The organism is Halobacterium salinarum DSM 3754 (genome assembly GCF_008124605.1).
In the GTDB taxonomy this organism is placed as follows: domain Archaea; phylum Halobacteriota; class Halobacteria; order Halobacteriales; family Halobacteriaceae; genus Halobacterium; species Halobacterium salinarum.
Map to the genome: position 1 here is coordinate 724,521 of NZ_VRYN01000001.1, position 17,394 is coordinate 741,914.

Annotated in this window: 15 protein-coding genes; 10 read left to right on the plus strand and 5 right to left on the minus strand. The window is 69.3% G+C overall.

What is annotated here, in order from left to right:
* Positions 1-724 precede the first annotated feature (724 nt).
* On the plus strand, positions 725-2,281 hold the full coding sequence (orc7, locus tag APQ99_RS03810) for a DNA replication protein Orc7 (RefSeq protein WP_136360903.1): 1,557 nt from the start codon (positions 725-727) through the stop codon (positions 2,279-2,281).
* 6 nt (positions 2,282-2,287) lie between these two features.
* Here the strand turns inward: orc7 and APQ99_RS03815 are convergent, their stop codons facing one another.
* Both APQ99_RS03815 and APQ99_RS03820 read right to left on the minus strand, forming a co-directional pair.
* A complete protein-coding gene (locus APQ99_RS03815; RefSeq protein ID WP_136360904.1) occupies positions 2,288-2,566 on the minus strand; it encodes a hypothetical protein in 279 nt (92 codons plus the stop codon).
* 14 nt (positions 2,567-2,580) lie between these two features.
* Complete coding sequence (locus APQ99_RS03820) at positions 2,581-3,099, minus strand: DoxX family protein (protein ID WP_136360905.1); 519 nt, start codon at positions 3,097-3,099, stop codon at positions 2,581-2,583.
* A gap of 158 nt (positions 3,100-3,257) precedes the next feature.
* Between APQ99_RS03820 and APQ99_RS03825 the strand changes: the two genes are divergently transcribed.
* The gene (locus APQ99_RS03825; RefSeq protein WP_136360906.1) at positions 3,258-3,632 is read left to right on the plus strand and encodes a winged helix-turn-helix domain-containing protein; all 375 of its coding nucleotides are present in this window, start codon (positions 3,258-3,260) and stop codon (positions 3,630-3,632) included.
* Positions 3,629-3,901: a DUF7521 family protein gene (locus APQ99_RS03830; protein ID WP_010903804.1), complete on the plus strand. Its 273-nt coding sequence runs from the start codon at positions 3,629-3,631 to the stop codon at positions 3,899-3,901. The genes APQ99_RS03825 and APQ99_RS03830 overlap by 4 nt, the downstream gene beginning before the upstream one ends.
* 4 nt (positions 3,902-3,905) lie before the next feature.
* On the opposite strand, the gene APQ99_RS03835 is transcribed toward APQ99_RS03830, so the two are convergent.
* Entirely contained in the window at positions 3,906-4,625 is a 720-nt protein-coding gene (locus APQ99_RS03835; RefSeq protein ID WP_136360907.1) for a S26 family signal peptidase, read from the minus strand.
* Positions 4,626-4,736: 111 nt separating this feature from the next.
* On the opposite strand from APQ99_RS03835, the gene APQ99_RS03840 reads away from it, so the two are divergent.
* Positions 4,737-6,263: a DNA-directed DNA polymerase II small subunit gene (locus tag APQ99_RS03840; RefSeq protein WP_136360908.1), complete on the plus strand. Its 1,527-nt coding sequence runs from the start codon at positions 4,737-4,739 to the stop codon at positions 6,261-6,263.
* 61 nt (positions 6,264-6,324) lie between these two features.
* On the plus strand, positions 6,325-7,500 hold the full coding sequence (locus APQ99_RS03845; RefSeq protein WP_136360909.1) for a pyridoxal-phosphate-dependent aminotransferase family protein: 1,176 nt from the start codon (positions 6,325-6,327) through the stop codon (positions 7,498-7,500).
* Positions 7,501-7,509: 9 nt separating this feature from the next.
* Here APQ99_RS03845 and APQ99_RS03850 read toward each other — a convergent pair whose 3' ends face one another.
* Positions 7,510-8,673: an MFS transporter gene (locus APQ99_RS03850; protein ID WP_010903808.1), complete on the minus strand. Its 1,164-nt coding sequence runs from the start codon at positions 8,671-8,673 to the stop codon at positions 7,510-7,512.
* Positions 8,674-8,843: 170 nt separating this feature from the next.
* On the opposite strand from APQ99_RS03850, the gene metX reads away from it, so the two are divergent.
* The 3 genes from metX to APQ99_RS03865 all read left to right on the plus strand — a co-directional run bounded on the left by metX (position 8,844) and on the right by APQ99_RS03865 (position 14,440).
* Complete coding sequence (gene metX, locus APQ99_RS03855) at positions 8,844-9,968, plus strand: homoserine O-acetyltransferase MetX (RefSeq protein WP_136360910.1); 1,125 nt, start codon at positions 8,844-8,846, stop codon at positions 9,966-9,968.
* A gap of 69 nt (positions 9,969-10,037) precedes the next feature.
* Positions 10,038-11,333, plus strand: coding sequence for an O-acetylhomoserine aminocarboxypropyltransferase/cysteine synthase family protein (locus APQ99_RS03860; protein ID WP_136360911.1), 1,296 nt, complete (start codon positions 10,038-10,040; stop codon positions 11,331-11,333).
* A 68-nt stretch (positions 11,334-11,401) separates the two neighbouring features.
* Positions 11,402-14,440 (plus strand): FAD-binding and (Fe-S)-binding domain-containing protein, encoded by a 3,039-nt coding sequence (locus APQ99_RS03865; RefSeq protein ID WP_136360912.1) that lies wholly within the window; start codon positions 11,402-11,404, stop codon positions 14,438-14,440.
* A gap of 9 nt (positions 14,441-14,449) precedes the next feature.
* Here the strand turns inward: APQ99_RS03865 and serB are convergent, their stop codons facing one another.
* Positions 14,450-15,085 (minus strand): phosphoserine phosphatase SerB, encoded by a 636-nt coding sequence (gene serB, locus APQ99_RS03870; RefSeq protein WP_244288998.1) that lies wholly within the window; start codon positions 15,083-15,085, stop codon positions 14,450-14,452.
* A gap of 156 nt (positions 15,086-15,241) precedes the next feature.
* On the opposite strand from serB, the gene serA reads away from it, so the two are divergent.
* Together serA and APQ99_RS03880 are read left to right on the plus strand one after the other, a co-directional pair.
* A complete protein-coding gene (serA, locus tag APQ99_RS03875) occupies positions 15,242-16,825 on the plus strand; it encodes a phosphoglycerate dehydrogenase (RefSeq protein WP_136360914.1) in 1,584 nt (527 codons plus the stop codon).
* A 61-nt stretch (positions 16,826-16,886) separates the two neighbouring features.
* Positions 16,887-17,330 (plus strand): acyl-CoA thioesterase, encoded by a 444-nt coding sequence (locus tag APQ99_RS03880; protein WP_010903814.1) that lies wholly within the window; start codon positions 16,887-16,889, stop codon positions 17,328-17,330.
* Positions 17,331-17,394: the final 64 nt, after the last annotated feature.

Below are 17,394 nucleotides of genomic sequence, written 5' to 3' on the forward strand. Positions count from 1 at the left end.
ATCCGTCAGACAGGGGTCTGACCGTGGTCAGATCGAACCCCGGCTCTGGGACTGACATCAAAACGAGAGTGCACCCCGTCAGCCACGATGTAGCCACACCCACGTCAGACGATATCAACACACACGAACATCCACAACCCCCCACCCCTTCGTTTCGGGTGGAACTCCAGAACAGGGACGGCCCCGACCCACCCGCCAGCCAAGATCAGCGCCCAAACGCAACTAGAACTAGACAACTACCGTATTCTGCTTCTAGTTTTTGCTAGTTTGCGGTTGTTGTTTTGATTGTAGGGACTTAGTAGTACCGCTACTCTAGAAGGGGGGGTGGGGACCCCCCACCCCACAGAAGACTCTCGTTCCACTCGAAACGAAGGGGTGGGGGGTTGGCCGCCACGTTTGACCTCAACCTCTGTTTCAGGTGGAACGGCGATTCATCGTCTTTCTCCGCGGGTCGCCCCGGCTGGTTCCGGACCGCATCCCTCCCCCCTCTAACCGGCGGGACATCGGATGGCGGGGGTCCTGGTATCGGGTTGCTGTGATCGTGCCTGCCCGGAAGCGTCCCCGCTATCGTAACTTATTAGTCCGACTCGGACCCACTGTTTCATCTGCATCAACTGGAACGCTGTCGGAGCGGGGACGCTATACCGCCCGCTGATGGCCTTGCTGGCCGTTCTCTCTCCCCGACTGCGTATTCCACCCGAAACAAGGGGGTGTGCGTGAATACATGAAAGACGATCGGTCGACGGACGAACGGCGAACCGCGGACCGCGACTTCGAAGTCGACCTCGACGACGTCCTCGACGACGAGGACGACGACGAGGGACTCTTCGATGACCTGCTCAGCGGCGAGCCCATCTTCGAGAACAAAGAGGTCCTGCGGCCGTCGTACACGCCCCACGAACTCCCACACCGAAACGACCAGATCAACAACATGGCGACCATCCTGGTCGCGGCGCTCCGCGGTGAGACGCCGTCGAACATCCTCATCTACGGGAAGACGGGCACCGGAAAGACGGCCAGCGCGAAGTTCGTGAGCCAGGAGTTGGAGAAGACCTCCAAGAAGTACGACGTTCCCTGTGAGGTCGAATACATCAACTGCGAAGTCACGGACACCCAGTACCGGGTGCTCGCACAGCTCGCCAACACGTTCATCGATCAAAACCGGGCGTTCGTCGACGCCCGCATCGCCGACCTCTCGGACCTCCGGGCACAGGCCGACGACGACCCCACCGCACTCGAAATAGGGGGGTCGCCGGGAGACGATCGTACAGGCGACGAATCGAGTGAGGGCTCCGACGTTTCGGACAGCTTTTCGGATCTTCGGGAGCGCTTCGACTCCGTCGCGGAGATCGACGACCGCATCGACTCCCTGGAAGCCGACAAGGCCGAGATGGAGCAAGTCCCCATGACAGGGTGGCCCACCGACCGCGTGTACGCGACGTTCTTCGACGCCGTCGACTACGTCGAGCGCGTCGCGGTCATCATGCTGGACGAGATCGACAAGCTCGTCGAGAAATCCGGCGACGATACGCTGTACAACCTCTCCCGCATGAACTCTGAGTTGGACAACTCCCGGGTGTCGATCATCGGCATCAGCAACGACCTGAAGTTCACCGACTTCCTCGACCCCCGTGTCAAGTCCAGCCTCGGCGAGGAGGAGATCGTGTTCCCGCCGTACGACGCCAACCAGCTGCGGGACATCCTCCAGCACCGATCGGACGTCGCGTTCAAAGCCGACGCGCTCTCGGACGACGTCCTCCCGTTGTGTGCGGCGTTCGCCGCCCAGGAGCACGGCGACGCCCGTCGCGCCCTTGACCTGCTGCGGACCGCCGGCGAGCTCGCGGAGCGCGACCAGGCCGAAAACGTCACCGAGGACCACGTGCGCCGCGCCCAAGACAAGATCGAGCTCGACCGCGTCGTGGAGGTCGTCCGAACGCTGCCGACACAGAGCAAGCTCGTGCTCTACGCCATTCTCCTGTTGGAGGACAACGGCGTGCACAACGTCAACACGGGTGAGGTGTACAACATCTACAAGACGCTGTGCGACGAGCTCGACGCCGACGTGCTCACGCAGCGCCGGGTCACCGACCTCATCAGCGAACTCGACATGCTCGGCATCGTCAACGCCGTCGTCGTCTCGAAGGGCCGGTACGGCCGCACCAAAGAGATCTCGCTGTCGGTTCCGGTCGAGGAGACGGAGGCGGTCCTCGAAGCGGATTCGCGGCTCAGCGACATCGAAGACATCACGCCGTTCGTGCAGGCGCGCTTCGAGAACAATTAGTGGATGCTAGTCGCCGGCGGTCGCCCGTTCGCTGTGCTGTGACTGCCCCCGCACCGGGGTTGCGAGTTTGTACACTGCGTACACGAACAACACGAGCAGCGCCGCCAACACCAGCGCTGCCCGTACGTTCGGGGCGACCGCGGCCGCCGTCAGCACCTCGCCACTTTCGGTCGTCGGTACGTACGGCGGGCCCGCCAGGAACTCCACGAGGCCGCCGCCCACGACGCCGAGCATCATCAGTCCGCCGCTGAGTCCCATCACCGCCTTGTCGAGTGTGTCAGTCATGTCGTGTCACCGTGTTATCCGAGGAGGTATTTGAGCCGCGGTGCCCCCTGAACGAGGCCCGTGCGCTCGACGATGCTGTCCAGGCCGTAGTAGCGGCCGGCGCCGAACACGATGATCGTGGTGAACAACAGCAAGCCCATGAAGTCACTGTTGACCACCCCGTGTGCGTATTCGGCGTTCCCGATCCAGAACATGGTCATGAACATCACACCGCCGAACGACGCGAACCGCGTCAGGAGCCCGACGATGAGCGCCAGCCCGATCAGCGTCTCGAAGATCACGACCATCGGGCCGATGATGCCGGGGTAGCCTGCCAGCGTCGTACCGACGGGTGCCAGCACCGTTCCCGCCATCCCCTGCAGGTAGCCCGACGGATCGAACGTCAAGCCGCCTTCGAGCAGCTTCGTGAAGCCCGCGTGGAAGAACCACCAGCCGGTCAGCACGCGCACGACCGCGATCCAGTACGCCGGCCAGGTGCCGGCGGCTCCGTAGCCAGCGCCGGACTCCGTCCCCGCTCGTGTGTTGTATTCCATCGCGTTCACCTCGTGTCATCATCCACAGTCACATTACTTAAATGACAGACGTGGTTCCTGGCTCCTGGCGTCGGTTCTCAGCGCATGGGAAGCACCGGCCGGTCACAGCGGAATATGAAACGAGTTATACGCCGGGGTTCCCGAATGCCAGCATATCCATGCGCGCTCCCTTCGATTCGGACGACGCTCCGGATCTCCAGGATGTCCTGGATGCGCTGGATGACGCGGGCTGTCGAGACATCATCGAAGCGCTCGACGAACCGCGCACCGCCAAGGAGATCTCCGACCGAAGCGGCGTCCCGATGTCCACGACCTACCGGAAGCTGGATCTGCTGACTGACGCGGCGCTGCTCGAGGAGCGCGCGGTCTTACAGGACGACGGCCACCACACCACCGAATACGTGGTCGCCTTCGAGGACGTCGTTATCACCCTCGACGACGACCGCACGCTCGGTGTCGGCATCCACCGCCCGCCGACGTCGACCGACGAACGGCTCGAAACGCTGTGGACAGAGGTGAGCAAAGAAACATGATACACTACGAAGTCGTGGTCGCGCTGAAGACACTCACGCTGGCGCTCGGCGGTGCCGTCACGTATTTCGCCGCGAAGGCGTGGCGGCGCACGAGCTCGCCGGCGCTCCGGTCGTTGACGATCGGGTTCGGGTTCGTGACGCTCGGCTCGCTGCTGGCGGGGGGGATCGACGTGCTGTTGAACCTGCAAAGCAATTTCGCCGTGTTGACCGAGAGCGCGCTCACCGCGATCGGGTTCGCGGTGATCGTCTACTCGCTGTACGCCGAGTAGCCGGCTACGCCTGGCCCAGCGCGCGCTCGCCGCCGAGCGCCGCGCCGCCGGGGCGCGCCACGGTGGCCTCCCCGGAGATCACCAGCCGCACCCAGCCCGCGAACGGCACCCGGTACTCCGCGGTTCCCCGCACCCAGCCGGGCTTGACCGGCTCCGACAGTCCGGCCGACTGGTCGTAGTAGCTGTTCGATCTGTTGTTGTCGCCTTTCGTGATGAAGCCGGCGTGGGGTGCCGGACAGTTCCGCAGCTCGCTGCAGCTGTCCGCGGCGACGATCGACTCGTCCGCGCGGTCGTACCAGTTCTCCTCGTTGTCGACCCAGAACCGTGCGCGGTGAATGATCGGGACTGCCCTGCTGTTGCCGTCCGGTTCGTAGACGATCACGTCGCCGGTCCCCCCGATCTTCTCGTAGCCGTGAGCGGTCGCAGTCCTGTGCGGGACAACGCCCGTCTCGCCGGACGCGTACTCCGGACTGAGGCGGTGTTCCTCCGTGACGAACACCAGATCTCCCTTCTGGAGGTTCGGCTGCATGCTGCCGGATTCGACCGCCACCAGTGGCGGCCACACACCGCTCACGGAGAACAACAACAGCCCGACCATCGACACCACGAGCAGACTCGAGAGGGCTTCCCGGACGAACAGCACGCCCGCCCGATCAGTCGACCAGAACCACCGGACTGCGGCCCGGGGGCCGTCGGTCGGATCGGGGACATCGTCGCCGGTCATTGCATACCGGTTCGGTCGTACCGCGTTTCAACGTTGCCCTCCCGTCGGTTCCGGTACCGGCCCGCGGTCATCTCGCCATGCTTATCTCCTCGTCGCGCCTTCGAGTCCGGTGTGCCATTGGAGCCATCGGTGCGCGTGGTCCGCGAGTTGACGAGCCGCGGATACAACGCCGACCGGGAGGCGGTGACGCTGCTCGCGGGCGCTGACGACCCGGGTGCAGCAGTCGAGCGCGCGGTCGCCGCCGCCGCAGCGGACGCGGCGACGCTCACCGTCAGCGACGTTCGAGCGGTGCTCGATGCCCACACCGCTTCGAGTGCCGCGCAGACGTCCGCGCCGGCATCGACGCCTCCCGACGAGCCGACGACACACACCGATCCGTCGGCCACGGACACACCACCCAACCACGACGGCGGGCGCGCGGCCACCGCGGACGCGCGCAGCGTCGAGATCGACGGCGACATGACGGGCGCGTCCACGGGAACCGGCGAGTACCAGGACTTCGTGTCGGTGTTCCGCGACCGGTACGACCGCCTCGCCGCACAGCTTCGGGGTCGCGTCAACCACCGGCCGACCAGCGCGCTCGCCTCGATGCCCGGGGGCAGTGACGCCGCCATCGTCGGCATGGTCAACGACATCCGGTCGACCACCAGCGGCCACTGGCGCGTCGAGTTGGAGGACACCAACGGCGTCTTCCCGGTGCTCGTGTTGAAAGACCGCGACGTCTCGGATCTCGTCGACGACCTCCTGTTGGACGAGGTGATCGCCGTGTCGGGCACGCTGGCCGACGACGGCACCATCCTCTTCGCCGACGACATCTACTTCCCGGAGGTTCCCCGCACGTACTCACCGAGCACCGCCGACCGCAGCGTGCAGGCCGCGCTCATCTCCGACGTGCACGTCGGCAGCCAGGAGTTCGCCGCCGACGCCTGGAGGTCGTTCGCCGACTGGCTGCACACGCCCGCCGCCGAGTCCGTGGAGTACCTGCTCATCGCCGGCGACATGGTTGAGGGCGTCGGCGTCTACCCGGGCCAAGACGAGGAACTCGACATCGTCGACATCTACGACCAGTACGAGACGTTCGCCGAACACCTCAAAGACGTGCCCGGGGACATGGAGATCGTGATGATTCCGGGCAACCACGACGCCGTCCGGCTCGCCGAACCGCAGCCGGCGTTCGACGAGGAGCTGCGGTCGATCATGCGCGCCCACGACGCCCGCATCACCAGCAACCCCTCGACGGTCACCATCGACGGCGTCTCGGTGCTGTTGTACCACGGGGTGTCCCTGGACGAGGTGATCGCCGAACACCCCAGCGACGACGTCACCTACGACGACCCCCAGAACGCGATGGAGCTCCTCCTGAAAAAGCGCCACGTCGCCCCGCCGTTCGGCGGCCGCACCCGGCTCGCGCCCGAGGCCGAGGATCACCTCGCCATCGACACCGTTCCGGACGTGTTCCACACCGGCCACGTCCACAAGCTCGGCGTCGGCATCCACCACAACGTCCGGCTTGTCAACTCCGGGTGCTGGCAACACCAGACGGCGTTCCAGGAGTCGGTGAACATCTCGCCGGACGTCGCCACCGCCCCCATCCTGGATCTGGACACCCTCGACATCACGGTGCACAAGTTCTCGTAGCCACGGCGGCGAGCCTTGCACCACCCGCCGTGTTTATGCCCGCGCGCGCCGACGCTCCCGTATGCGAGAGGACTTCCTGCTGTTGAATCCCGGCCCCGTTCCGGTCGCCCGCGAGGTACGCGAGGCGATGAGCGCGCCGATGGTGTCCCACCGATCGGCGGCCTTCGAGGCGGTCTACGAGCGCGCCCAGGAGCACGTCGAGTACGTCTTCGAGGAGTCGACGCCGTCCGGGGACACGACGTCTGCCGGCGGGACGGCGCTGTTGTTGAACGGCACCGCGACTATGGGCATGGAGGCCGCGGTCGGCAACCTCGTTGGGGACGGCGGCGAGGTGGTGGCCGTGGTGAACGGGAAGTTCGGGCGGCGGTTCGCGCGCGTCGCCGAGCGGTACGCCGATGTCACGCGGGTGACCGCCGACTGGGGCGCGCCCGTGGACCTCGACGCCGTCGCCGACGCGGTCACCACCGAGACGGACGTGGTGACGATGGTGCACAACGAGACCAGCACCGGGCTGTTGAACCCCGTCGACGCGGTCGGCGATATCGCCGCCGACGCGGACGCACGCTACGTCGTCGACGGCGTCACGAGCATCGGCGGCGACGAGTTCCGGATCGACGACTGGGGCGTGGACATCGCGGTGACCGACGCCCAGAAGGCGTTGGCCGCACCGCCCGGGTTGAGCGCGGTGTACGTCACCGACGACGTGGTGCCGGCGTTGGACGGCGAGGCCGCGCCGTTCTACGAGGACATCGAGTGGCATCTGCGGAAAGCGGAGTCGAACCAGACGCCGTTCACGAGCGCCGTCCCCCTGTTCCGTGGGCTCGCGGCGGCCGCCGCGCGCATCCGCGAGGAGGGAATGGCCGACCGCATCGCCCGCCACCGCCGGCAGGCGGCGGCGTTCCGGGACGGGTTCCACGAGATGGGGTTGGCGTCGTTCCCGGAGTTGAACGACGCCGCGGCGTACTCGAACACGCTCACCGCCATCCGGCTGCCGGCGGGCGCGCGTGGCGCGGACGCCGCCGCGTTCATGGACGCCGTGACGGCGCGTGGCGTCTCGATCAGCGGCGGGCAGGGCCATCTCGGCGGCGAAATCTTCCGCGTGTCGAACATGGGCCAACTCACGGCCCAACAGGTGGTTCGGGGCGTGCGCACTGTCGGTGACGCACTCGACGAGGTCGGGGTTGACGTGGCCGTTCACGACGGCGTGGCCGCCGCACAGGCAACGCTCGAACAGTAGGCGCGCTCGCTACTCGCTTCGGCGGTCCCGCAGCGCCAGCAGCGCGGGCAACGCGACGGCCGCAAGCACGAGTTCAGCGCCGCCCGCGATCGCGAACGCGTCCTGGAAGCCGCGGCGGTCGGCGATCCAGCCGCCACCCACGATGCCCGCCAAAAACCCCAGTGAGCCGGCGATGTTGAACCCCGCCATGTGGACGCCGCGCTCGGTGTCGGGCGCGATGTCGGTGACCAGCGCCATCGTGGCGGGTGCCATCAGCGCCCCTAGCACGCCGACCGTGACCATGCCGGCTTGTGCGACCCGCAGCCCGGGCGCGACCCCCACGCCGGCGACCGCGACGCCGTACAGCGCGGACCCGGCGGCGATGGGGATGGTGCGTCCGATGCGATCCGAGAGGCGGCCGAAGGGGTACTGCAGCAGGGCGAACGGCGCGAAAAACAGCGCGAGCGTGAGCCCGGTTGCGCCGGCGTCGAGGCCGAACCTGGACTGGAAGTACAGCGTCCCGACAAGCGCGAAGAACCCGGCGGTGAACCGGTCGATGAAGCCGAACGCGTACGGCACCAGGACCGCCGGCGTGTCACGCACCGCGAGCACGGCCGCGGACAGCCGCGACTGGGTGGTGGTGGGGGCGTTGTCCGGGAGCCGGACGGTGACGGCGGCGGCGACGGCGAGGGCGACGCTCCCGACGACCAGTGGGGCGCGCGGCGCGAGTTCGGTGAGCTGGCCGCCGATGGGCGCGCCCAGCGCGGTGCCCAGCCCGATGGCGATGCCGGCCGCCCCCATGTCCGCCCCGTGGTCGGCCGAGAGGTCCATGAGCATCGTCATCGCCAGCGAGAACGCGCCGATCGTGGCCGCGCCCTGTGCGACGCGCAACGCGAGCGCGCCGCCGAGCCCGAGGGGGGCCACAGCGAGCACGGCGTAGCCGAGGCTGCCGGCGGCGGCACCCGCGGCGATGAACGGGGTGCGGCGGCCGGCGCGGTCGCTTGCGGCCCCCCAGACGCCGGCGAACGCGACGAACGCGCCGAACTCGGCGGCGAGAAACCACCGGCTCGCGGTCTCCGGGGCGGCTGCGCCGTAGGCTTCGACGAGGTCGGTCGCGCCCGGATAGACGAGCACCTGTGCGAACAGCACTGCGAACACGACCGAGGCTAAGGCCGCGCGCTCCCGGGTGGCCATTCGGCGAGGGTTGGGATCGAAGCATCAAGAGCGCGGCGGCTGTGGCGGAACCCGCCCCGGCGGCCGCCTCTCGTGTGGCCCGCGGCGCGATGGCGGCGGCCCTTGCCGTGATTGCTGTGCATAATACGGTGGCGAAAAATTACTATCAAGTATGCACCGACGGGGGACCGATGCCGACCACTGAGCTCGACGGGTTCACCTTTGCCTGCGGTGACACCGTCGACAGCCTCACCGTCGCCTACCGCACGTACGGCGACTACACCGGCTCGAACGCGGTGCTGGTCTGTCACGCGCTCACCGGCAGCCAGCACGTCCGCGGGCGCGCCGACGGCGACGATCGAGGCTGGTGGCCGGACATCGTCGGCCCCGGACGCCCCATCGACACCACCGAGTACTTCGTCGTCTGCGCGAACGTGCCCGGCTCCTGCCACGGGACCGACGGTCCGCCGGCCGACGGCCCCGGCGGCGACCCCTGGGGCACCGCCTTCCCCCCCGTCACCGTCCCGGACTGGACACGCTGCCAGCGCCGCCTCCTCGACACCCTCGGCGTCGACCGCCTGCACGCCGTCGTCGGCGGGAGCGTCGGCGGCATGAACGCCCTCGACTGGGCGCGGCGCTACCCCGACGACGTACACCGGATCGCCGCCGTCGCCACCGCACCACGCCTCGACGCCCAATGCCTCGGCTTGAACGCCATCGCACGCCGCGCCATCCGCGGCGACCCGAACTGGAACGACGGCGACTACTACGGCGGCGCACACCCCGACCGGGGACTGGCGCTCGCCAGACAGCTCGGCCACGTGATGTACCTCTCGAAGGCGTCGATGGCCGACAAGTTCGGTCGCCGGACCGCCACCACCGACACCGCCCTCCCCGCCGACCCCGCGGCCGAGTTCTTCGCCACCCGGGACGTCGAATCCTACCTCGACTACCAGGCCGACACGTTCGTGGCCCGCTTCGACGCCAACAGCTACCTCTACCTGCTGCGCGCCATGGACGCCTACGACCTCGCGGCAGGGCTGCCCTCCGTCGCCGACGCGCTGGCGGCCTTCGACGGCGACGCGCTCGTGCTGTCGTTCACCGGGGACTGGCATTTCACCGCCGCACAGAGCGCGACCGTCGCCGACGCCTTCCGGGCGGGCGGTGCCGCCGGCGTCGCCCACCACGTCGTCGACTCCGACTACGGCCACGACGCGTTCCTCGTCGACTCCGCGGCCGTCGGCCCGCCGCTGGCGGACTTCCTCGCCGCCGGCACCGACGGGGCGGCGGTCACTGACGCCACCGGTGGTGTGTGACACTCCCGAAGCCCGGCAGCACCTGCAGGTGTCGGCGCGGTTTATACCACTGGTGCCGTACTCCCAGTCATGGGCCACGACCACGGACTCCACACCAACAGTGTACACGCCGGCCAGCGCGTCGACCCGGCCACGGGCGCTCGCGCGCCGCCGCTCTACCAGACCACGTCGTACGCCTTCGAGGACAGCGCCGACGCCGCCGGCCAGTTCGCCCTTGAGCGGGACGGCTACATCTACTCGCGGCTGATGAACCCCACCGTGGAGACCCTCCAGGACCGCCTCGCAGCCCTCGAAGGCGGCGTCGGCGCGGTCGCCACCGCGTCCGGAATGGCCGCCCTGGATCTCGCGACGTTCCTGCTGGCACGCGCCGGCGACTCCGTCGTCGCCGCCAGCGACCTCTACGGCGGCACCGTGACGTACCTCACGCACAGCGCCCAGCGCCGTGGCGTCGACACGACGTTCGTGGACGTCCTCGACTACGACGCCTACGCCGACGCCATCGACGCCGACACCGCCTACGTGCTCGTCGAAACCGTCGGCAACCCCAGCCTGATCACGCCCGACCTCGAACGCATCGCCGACATCGCCCACGAAAACGGCGTTCCCCTGCTGGTGGACAACACGTTCGCGACCCCCGCGCTGGCAACCCCGATCGACCACGGTGCCGACATCGTCTGGCACTCCACCACCAAATGGATCCACGGTGCCGGCACCACCGTCGGCGGCGCGCTCGTCGACGCCGGCAGCTTCGACTGGGACGCCCACGCCGCCGACTACCCCGAGATCGCCCAGGAAAACCCCGCCTACCACGGCGTGACCTTCACCGATCGCTTCGGGGACGCCGCGTTCACGTACGCCGCCATCGCCCGCGGGCTGCGCGATCTGGGCAACCAGCAGTCGCCGTTCGACGCCTGGCAAACCCTCCAGAAGCTCGAAACGCTCCCGCTGCGCATGCAACAACACTGCCGGAACGCCCAGCTCGTCGCCGAACACCTCCGGGACCACCCCAACGTGTCGTGGGTCAACTACCCCGGACTGGCCGACCACGACACCCACGACAACGCAACCACCTACCTCGATTCGGGCTACGGAGGCATGCTCACGTTCGGCGTCGAGGACGGCTACGACGCCGCCCAAGCGGTCACCGAGGAGACCACGCTTGCCAGCCTGCTGGCGAACGTCGGCGACGCCAAAACGCTCGTGATCCATCCCGCCTCCACCACCCACCAGCAGCTCACCCCCGAAGCCCAGCGCGCCGGCGGTGTGCGCCCCGAGATGGTGCGGGTGTCGGTCGGCATCGAGGACCCCGCCGACATCGTCGCGGACCTCGAAACCGCCATCGAGGCCGCGGTCGGGTCGGCGTAGCGCCGTCCCGCCACGCCGCCGTGGACTGACCACCACCGCATAACACGCCACACCCCCTACGGTCGACGATGGCAACGCGCGACCTCCGCTCCGATGACCCGTCAACCGACCCCGACGCCGATTACGACTACACCAGCGACAGCGTCGAGCGCCCCGGGCTCGTCGACGACCTCCGCGAGCGCGTCGACGGCGACGTGCGCTTCGACAGCTACACGCGCCAGCTGTACGCCACCGACGCCAGCATCTACGAGGCGCTCCCGGTCGGCGTCGTGTTCCCCACGTCCACCGACGACGTCGCCGCCGTGGTCTCGTACTGCGCCGACCGCGGGATCCCCGTGCTCCCCCGCGGCGGCGGCACCAGTCTCGCCGGCCAGGCGGTCAACGAGGCCGTCGTCCTGGATTTCAAACACGCGATGAACGGCTTCGTCGGGTTCGACCCCGAGGCCGAGACCGCGCGCGCCCAGCCCGGGATCACGCTCGCGGCCCTCAACGACGAACTCGCCACCCACGGTCTGAAGTACGCCCCCGATCCCGCGTGGGGGGACAAGAGCGTGCTCGGCGGGGCCATCGGCAACAACTCCACGGGCGCACACTCCCTGCAGTACGAGAAAGCCGACGGCTACCTCGAATCCGCCGAGGTCGTGCTCGCGGACGGCACGGTGACCACGCTGGGCTGGGTGGACACCGACGACCTCGACGCGCTCGCGGACCCCGACGGCGACCTCGAAGCCCGCATCTACGCCGACCTCCGGCGGCTCCTCGACGAGGAAGCCGACCGGATCCGCGAGCGCTTCCCGGACCTCAAGCGCAACGTCTCGGGGTACAACTACGACCGCCTGCTGGCGGACGCCGAGGCCCACGGCGCGGTGAACGCCGCCCGCCTGCTCGCCGGCAGCGAGGGCACCCTGGGCATCATCACCGAGGCGGAAGTCTCCCTGGAGCCGGTCCCCGCGGAGACCGCGGTGGCGATGCTCACGTACGACGACGTGCGCGACGCCATGCAGGACGTGGCCCCCGTTCTCGATCACGACCCGTCCGCCGTTGAGGTGATGGACGACGTGTTCCTCGATCTCGCGCGGGACACCGACGAGTTCGCCGACGTCGTCGGGCTGCTGCCCGACGGCACGGACTCGACGCTGCTGGTGGAGTTCTACGCCGACAGCCCGGCCGAAGCCCGCCGCCGCGTGGCCGACCTACTTGCCGACCGCCTGCCCACCGCCACGCCGGCCGCCGACCCACCCGGGGCCACCACCACCGACGCCCCCGTGCACGCGGTGGACGCGCTGGAGGCCTACGACGACGACCGCCAGGCCCACTTCTGGAAGATGCGCAAGGCCGGCCTCCCCATCCTGTTGTCCCGCACCAGCGACGAGAAACATTACCCCTACATCGAGGACACCGCCATCCCCGCCGACCACCTGCCGGCGTTCGTCGCGGACTTCCAGGCCATCCTGGACGACCTCGACACGGTCGCGTCCTACTACGCCCACGCCGGTCCCGGCGTCCTGCACGTCCGCCCGCTCGTGACCCTCGCCGACGAGGCGGGCGTCGCGAAGATGGCCGAAATCGCCGACCGCGTCACCGACCTCGTCGTGGAGTACGGCGGCGCAGTGTCCGGGGAGCACGGCGACGGACGCGCGCGCAGCCAGTGGAACCGCAAGTTCTACGGCGAGGACCTGTGGGCGTCGTTCCGCCGCACCAAGGCGGCCTTCGACCCCGACTGGATCCTCAACCCCGGGCCGGTCTGTGGGGACGCCGCCGGCGAGATCGACATGACCGACCACCTGCGTGTCGCCCCCGACGACGAGTTCGACGCCGGGTTCGATCCCGCACTGAACTGGGACACCGAGAACGGATTCCGGGGCATGACCGAGCTCTGTCACGGCTGTGCCGGGTGCACCGGCCACCAGGACACCACCGGCGGCGTGATGTGTCCGACCTACCGCGCCGCCAACGAGGAGACACTCAGCACGCGCGGGCGTGCGAACATGCTGCGCTCGGCGATGAACGGCCACCTCCCCGCCGACCCCCTCGACGACGAGTTCCTGACGGAGGTGCTGGATCTCTGTGTGGGCTGCAAGGGCTGCAAACTCGACTGCCCCAGCGGCGTGGACATGGCGAAACTCAAAACCGAGGTGAAACACGCCAGCCACCAGGCCGACGGCGTCGGCGTCCTCGACCGGCTGTTCGGCCACACTGAGGCGCTGTTCCACCTGGGGTCGGCGCTCGCGCCCGTCTCGAACTGGGCCACGGCGCTGCCGGGTGCCGGCGCGCTCGCCGAGAAAACCCTGGGCATCGCCGCCGAGCGCGACCTCCCGACGTTCCGGCGGGAGAGCCTCCGGGCGTGGTTCGACGCGCGCGGCGGCAGCCGGGTGCCCGAGGCAGCCGCCGAGCACACGGTCCTGCTCGCGCCCGACCCGTACACCAACTACAGCACGGTCGCCGTCGGGAAAGCCGCGGTGCGCGTGCTGGAGGCCGCGGGCGTCCACGTCGCGCTCCCCGACGGCGTCGGCACCAGCGGGCGGCCGGCGTACTCGCGGGGGTTGATCGACCGCACCCGCCGGATCGCGCGCGAGAACGTCGCGGCGCTCGCGCCGAAGGTCGCGGACGGCTGGGACGTGGTGTACGTCGAACCCTCCGACGCGGTGATGGTCCAAGACGACTACCACGACCTCCTGTCCAGCGCCCCCGCGGCGTCCGTCGCCGCCAACACGTACGGGGTCTGCGAGTACCTCGACCGTCACGGGCTCGACGCGGCCGCCGGCTTCGACGCCGACGGCGAATCGCTGGCCTACCACGGCCACTGCCACCAGAAAGCCCAGCAGCGCGACCACCACGCCGTCGGCGTCCTTCGGCGCGCGGGCTACGAGGTCGACCCGCTGGATTCGACGTGCTGTGGGATGGCCGGCAGCTTCGGCTACGAGGCCGAGCATTACTCGATGAGCCAGGCCATCGCCGACATCCTCGCCGATCAGGTCGCCGACAGCGACGCCGACACCGTGACTGCGCCGGGGTCGTCGTGTCGCAGCCAGCTCAGCGAGCGCGACGACGTCGACACCGACGGTGCCCCGCCACATCCCGTCCAGAAGCTCGCCGACGCGCTGTGAGCCCGGCGCTCACGCGATGCCGTGGTCGTCGAGCACGCGCCCGAGCGCGTCCATCGACGAGACGGTGTGATCGCAGTGGGCGTCGACCCCCGGCTTCGGGTCGACCCCGATCGCGGTGCCCGCGGCGTCCAGCATCGGCACGTCGTTTGCGCCGTCACCCACGGCCACCGCGGCCGCGGGCGTGGTCCCAGCCGCCTCGCAGGCGTCCCGGAGCGCGTCGTCTTTCGTGCCCTCGACCAGGGGGCCCTCGACCGCGCCGGTGAGCTCGCCGTCGGCGGCCACGAGGCGATTCCCGACTACGCTGTCGGCGGCCACGCCGGCGGCGTCGAACGCCGCGGCCACGCCCGGCTTGAAGCCGCCGGTCAACACCACGACCCGAACACCCCCATCGCGGAGCTTCGCCACCAGATCGCCCGCGCCGTCACGCAGGCGGACGCCGTCGTAGACAGCGGCGGCCGCCGATTCGGGCAGCCCCGCGACCAACTGGGCGCGCTCCCGGAGGCTGTCGGCGTACGACAGCTCCCCGCGCATCGCGCGCTCGGTGATGGCAGCCACCTCGTCGCCGACGCCCGCGCGCGCCGCGATCCGGTCGAGCATCTCCGACTCGGCCAGCGTGCCGTCGAAGTCGAACGCCACCAGTGTCATGCCCGGAGTTGCCCTGCGGCCAGCATAAACACCCCACATCCGGCAGTATTTCGGCGCCGACCAACACAGCATCGTGCATCACTTTCGGGTGCGGGCTCCGGTAGCTCCCCACACACATGCGGAAACGCTTATCGGCGCGCGCGCTGACCCACTCACATGCGAGTTCTCGTCACCGACCCCATCGCGGACGCCGGCCTCGACCGGCTCCGGGACGCCGGCCACGAGGTCACAACCGCCTACGACGCCACGGGCGACGCGCTCTTAGACGCCGTGGGCGACGCCCACGCGCTGATCGTGCGATCCGGCACCGCTGTCACCGACGCCGTCTTCGAGGCCGCCCCCGACCTCGTCATCGTCGCCCGTGCCGGCATCGGCGTCGACAACATCGACATCGACGCCGCCACCGACCACGGCGTCATGGTCGCCAACGCCCCCGCGGGGAACGTCCGCGCCGCCGCCGAGCACACCGTCGCGCTGGCGTTCGCGGCCGCGCGCTCGATCCCGCAGGCCCACGCCCGCCTCGACGCCGGGTCGTGGGCGAAAGACGACTACCTCGGCACCGAACTCTCCGGCAAGACGCTCGGCGTCGTCGGCCTCGGACGCGTCGGCCAGGAGGTCGCCACGCGCCTCGACAGCCTCGGCATGGACCTCGTCGCCTACGACCCCTACATCGGCGAGGACCGGGCGGCACAGCTCGGCGCGGAGCTGGTCGACATCGAGACCTGCGTCGCGCGCGCGGATTTCCTCACGATCCACGTCCCACTCACCGACGAGACCGACGGCCTCATCGGCGAGGCCGAACTCGCCCGGATGGACGGCGGCTACGTCATCAACGTCGCCCGCGGCGGCGTCGTCGACGAGGACGCGCTGGCCGACGCCGCCCAGGACGGCGTCATCGCGGGGGCCGCCCTCGACGTGTTCCGCACGGAGCCGCTCCCGGCGGCGTCCCCGCTCCACGACGCCGACAGCATCATCACCACGCCACACCTGGGCGCGTCCACGAAGGCCGCCCAGGAGAACGTCGCCACCGACACCGCCGACCAGGTCGTCGCCGCGCTCGCCGGCGATCCGGTGGTGAACGCGCTGAACGCGCCCAGCGCCGAGCGGTCGGCGTTCGACCGCATCCGCCCGTTCGTCGACCTCGCGGAGACCGCCGGCACCGTCGCCGCGGCGCTGTTCGACCCCCGCATCGAGCGCGTCGACGTCACGTATCAGGGCGAGGTCGCCGACGAGGACGTCGCACTCGTCACGGCGGCCGCCCAACAGGGCGCGTTCGCCGGCCTGGAGTGGCAGGTCAACGCGGTCAACGCCCCCCGGGTGGCCGAGGAGCGCGGCATCGCCGTGACGGAGACGAAAAACCACCGCAGCGAGGCCTACCAGAGCCTGGTCTCGGTCACGGTGGGCAACGACGACGCGGAGCTCACCGTCTCGGGCACGCTGTTCGCCGGCGACGACCCCCGGCTCGTGGAGATCGACGGGTTCCGCGTCGAGGCCGCCCCGAACGGCCACATGCTCGTCGCGCGCAACCACGACACGCCCGGCGTCATCGGGTTCATCGGCGGCGTCCTGGGCACCGCCGAGGTGAACATCGCGGGCATGTTCAACGCCCGCGAAGCCCGCGGCGGGGAGGCGCTCACCGTCTACAACCTCGACGCCGACGTGCCCGCGCGCGCCCTCGACGAACTCGCCGGCGACGACCGCATCGTCGACGTCACCAGCATCGAACTGAACGGCGAGTAGCCCACTCGGGCCGCCGACGGCCCACACCAGCCGTTTTCCGGCTGGCCGCCCTCCGTGTGGTATGGGTTCGATCAGCGACACGTTCATGGAGAACCGCGAGCGCGTCCAGCCCGACGACACCAACAACTACGCCTCCGCCCACGGGGGCAACGTCGTCAAGTGGATGGACGAGATCGGCGCGATGGCGGCGATGCGCCACGCCGGCAAGACGTGTGTCACCGCCCGCATCAACAGCCTCGACTTCGAGCGCCCCGTCCCACAGGGCGACATCTGCGTCATCCAGGCGTACGCCTACGACACCGGCCACACCAGCATCAAGGTGCGGCTGCGGGCGTTCCGCGAGGACCCGCGAAGCGGCGAGACCGAACCGACCACCGACTCCTACTTCGTGTTCGTGGCCGTCGACGACGACATGCAGCCGACCGCAGTCCCGGACCTCGACGTGGGCAGCGAGCGCTGCCGGGAACTCCGTGAGGCCGCCCTGGCGGGCGAACACGACGAGTAGCCGACTGCCGGGGGGTTGAATCCTGCCGATTTCAGCGCCCTCAAATGCCCGCCAGTCCTCCACG

What these genes read in the sequence shown, in the direction of transcription:
- orc7 (WP_136360903.1), top strand. Translation starts at nt 725, where the DNA reads ATGAAAGACGATCGGTCGACGGACGAACGGCGAACCGCGGACCGCGAC.
- APQ99_RS03815 (WP_136360904.1), bottom strand. Translation starts at nt 2,566, where the DNA reads ATGACTGACACACTCGACAAGGCGGTGATGGGACTCAGCGGCGGACTG.
- APQ99_RS03820 (WP_136360905.1), bottom strand. Translation starts at nt 3,099, where the DNA reads ATGGAATACAACACACGAGCGGGGACGGAGTCCGGCGCTGGCTACGGA.
- APQ99_RS03825 (WP_136360906.1), top strand. Translation starts at nt 3,258, where the DNA reads ATGCGCGCTCCCTTCGATTCGGACGACGCTCCGGATCTCCAGGATGTC.
- APQ99_RS03830 (WP_010903804.1), top strand. Translation starts at nt 3,629, where the DNA reads ATGATACACTACGAAGTCGTGGTCGCGCTGAAGACACTCACGCTGGCG.
- APQ99_RS03835 (WP_136360907.1), bottom strand. Translation starts at nt 4,625, where the DNA reads ATGACCGGCGACGATGTCCCCGATCCGACCGACGGCCCCCGGGCCGCA.
- APQ99_RS03845 (WP_136360909.1), top strand. Translation starts at nt 6,325, where the DNA reads ATGCGAGAGGACTTCCTGCTGTTGAATCCCGGCCCCGTTCCGGTCGCC.
- APQ99_RS03850 (WP_010903808.1), bottom strand. Translation starts at nt 8,673, where the DNA reads ATGGCCACCCGGGAGCGCGCGGCCTTAGCCTCGGTCGTGTTCGCAGTG.
- metX (WP_136360910.1), top strand. Translation starts at nt 8,844, where the DNA reads ATGCCGACCACTGAGCTCGACGGGTTCACCTTTGCCTGCGGTGACACC.
- APQ99_RS03860 (WP_136360911.1), top strand. Translation starts at nt 10,038, where the DNA reads ATGGGCCACGACCACGGACTCCACACCAACAGTGTACACGCCGGCCAG.
- APQ99_RS03865 (WP_136360912.1), top strand. Translation starts at nt 11,402, where the DNA reads ATGGCAACGCGCGACCTCCGCTCCGATGACCCGTCAACCGACCCCGAC.
- serB (WP_244288998.1), bottom strand. Translation starts at nt 15,085, where the DNA reads ATGACACTGGTGGCGTTCGACTTCGACGGCACGCTGGCCGAGTCGGAG.
- serA (WP_136360914.1), top strand. Translation starts at nt 15,242, where the DNA reads ATGCGAGTTCTCGTCACCGACCCCATCGCGGACGCCGGCCTCGACCGG.
- APQ99_RS03880 (WP_010903814.1), top strand. Translation starts at nt 16,887, where the DNA reads ATGGGTTCGATCAGCGACACGTTCATGGAGAACCGCGAGCGCGTCCAG.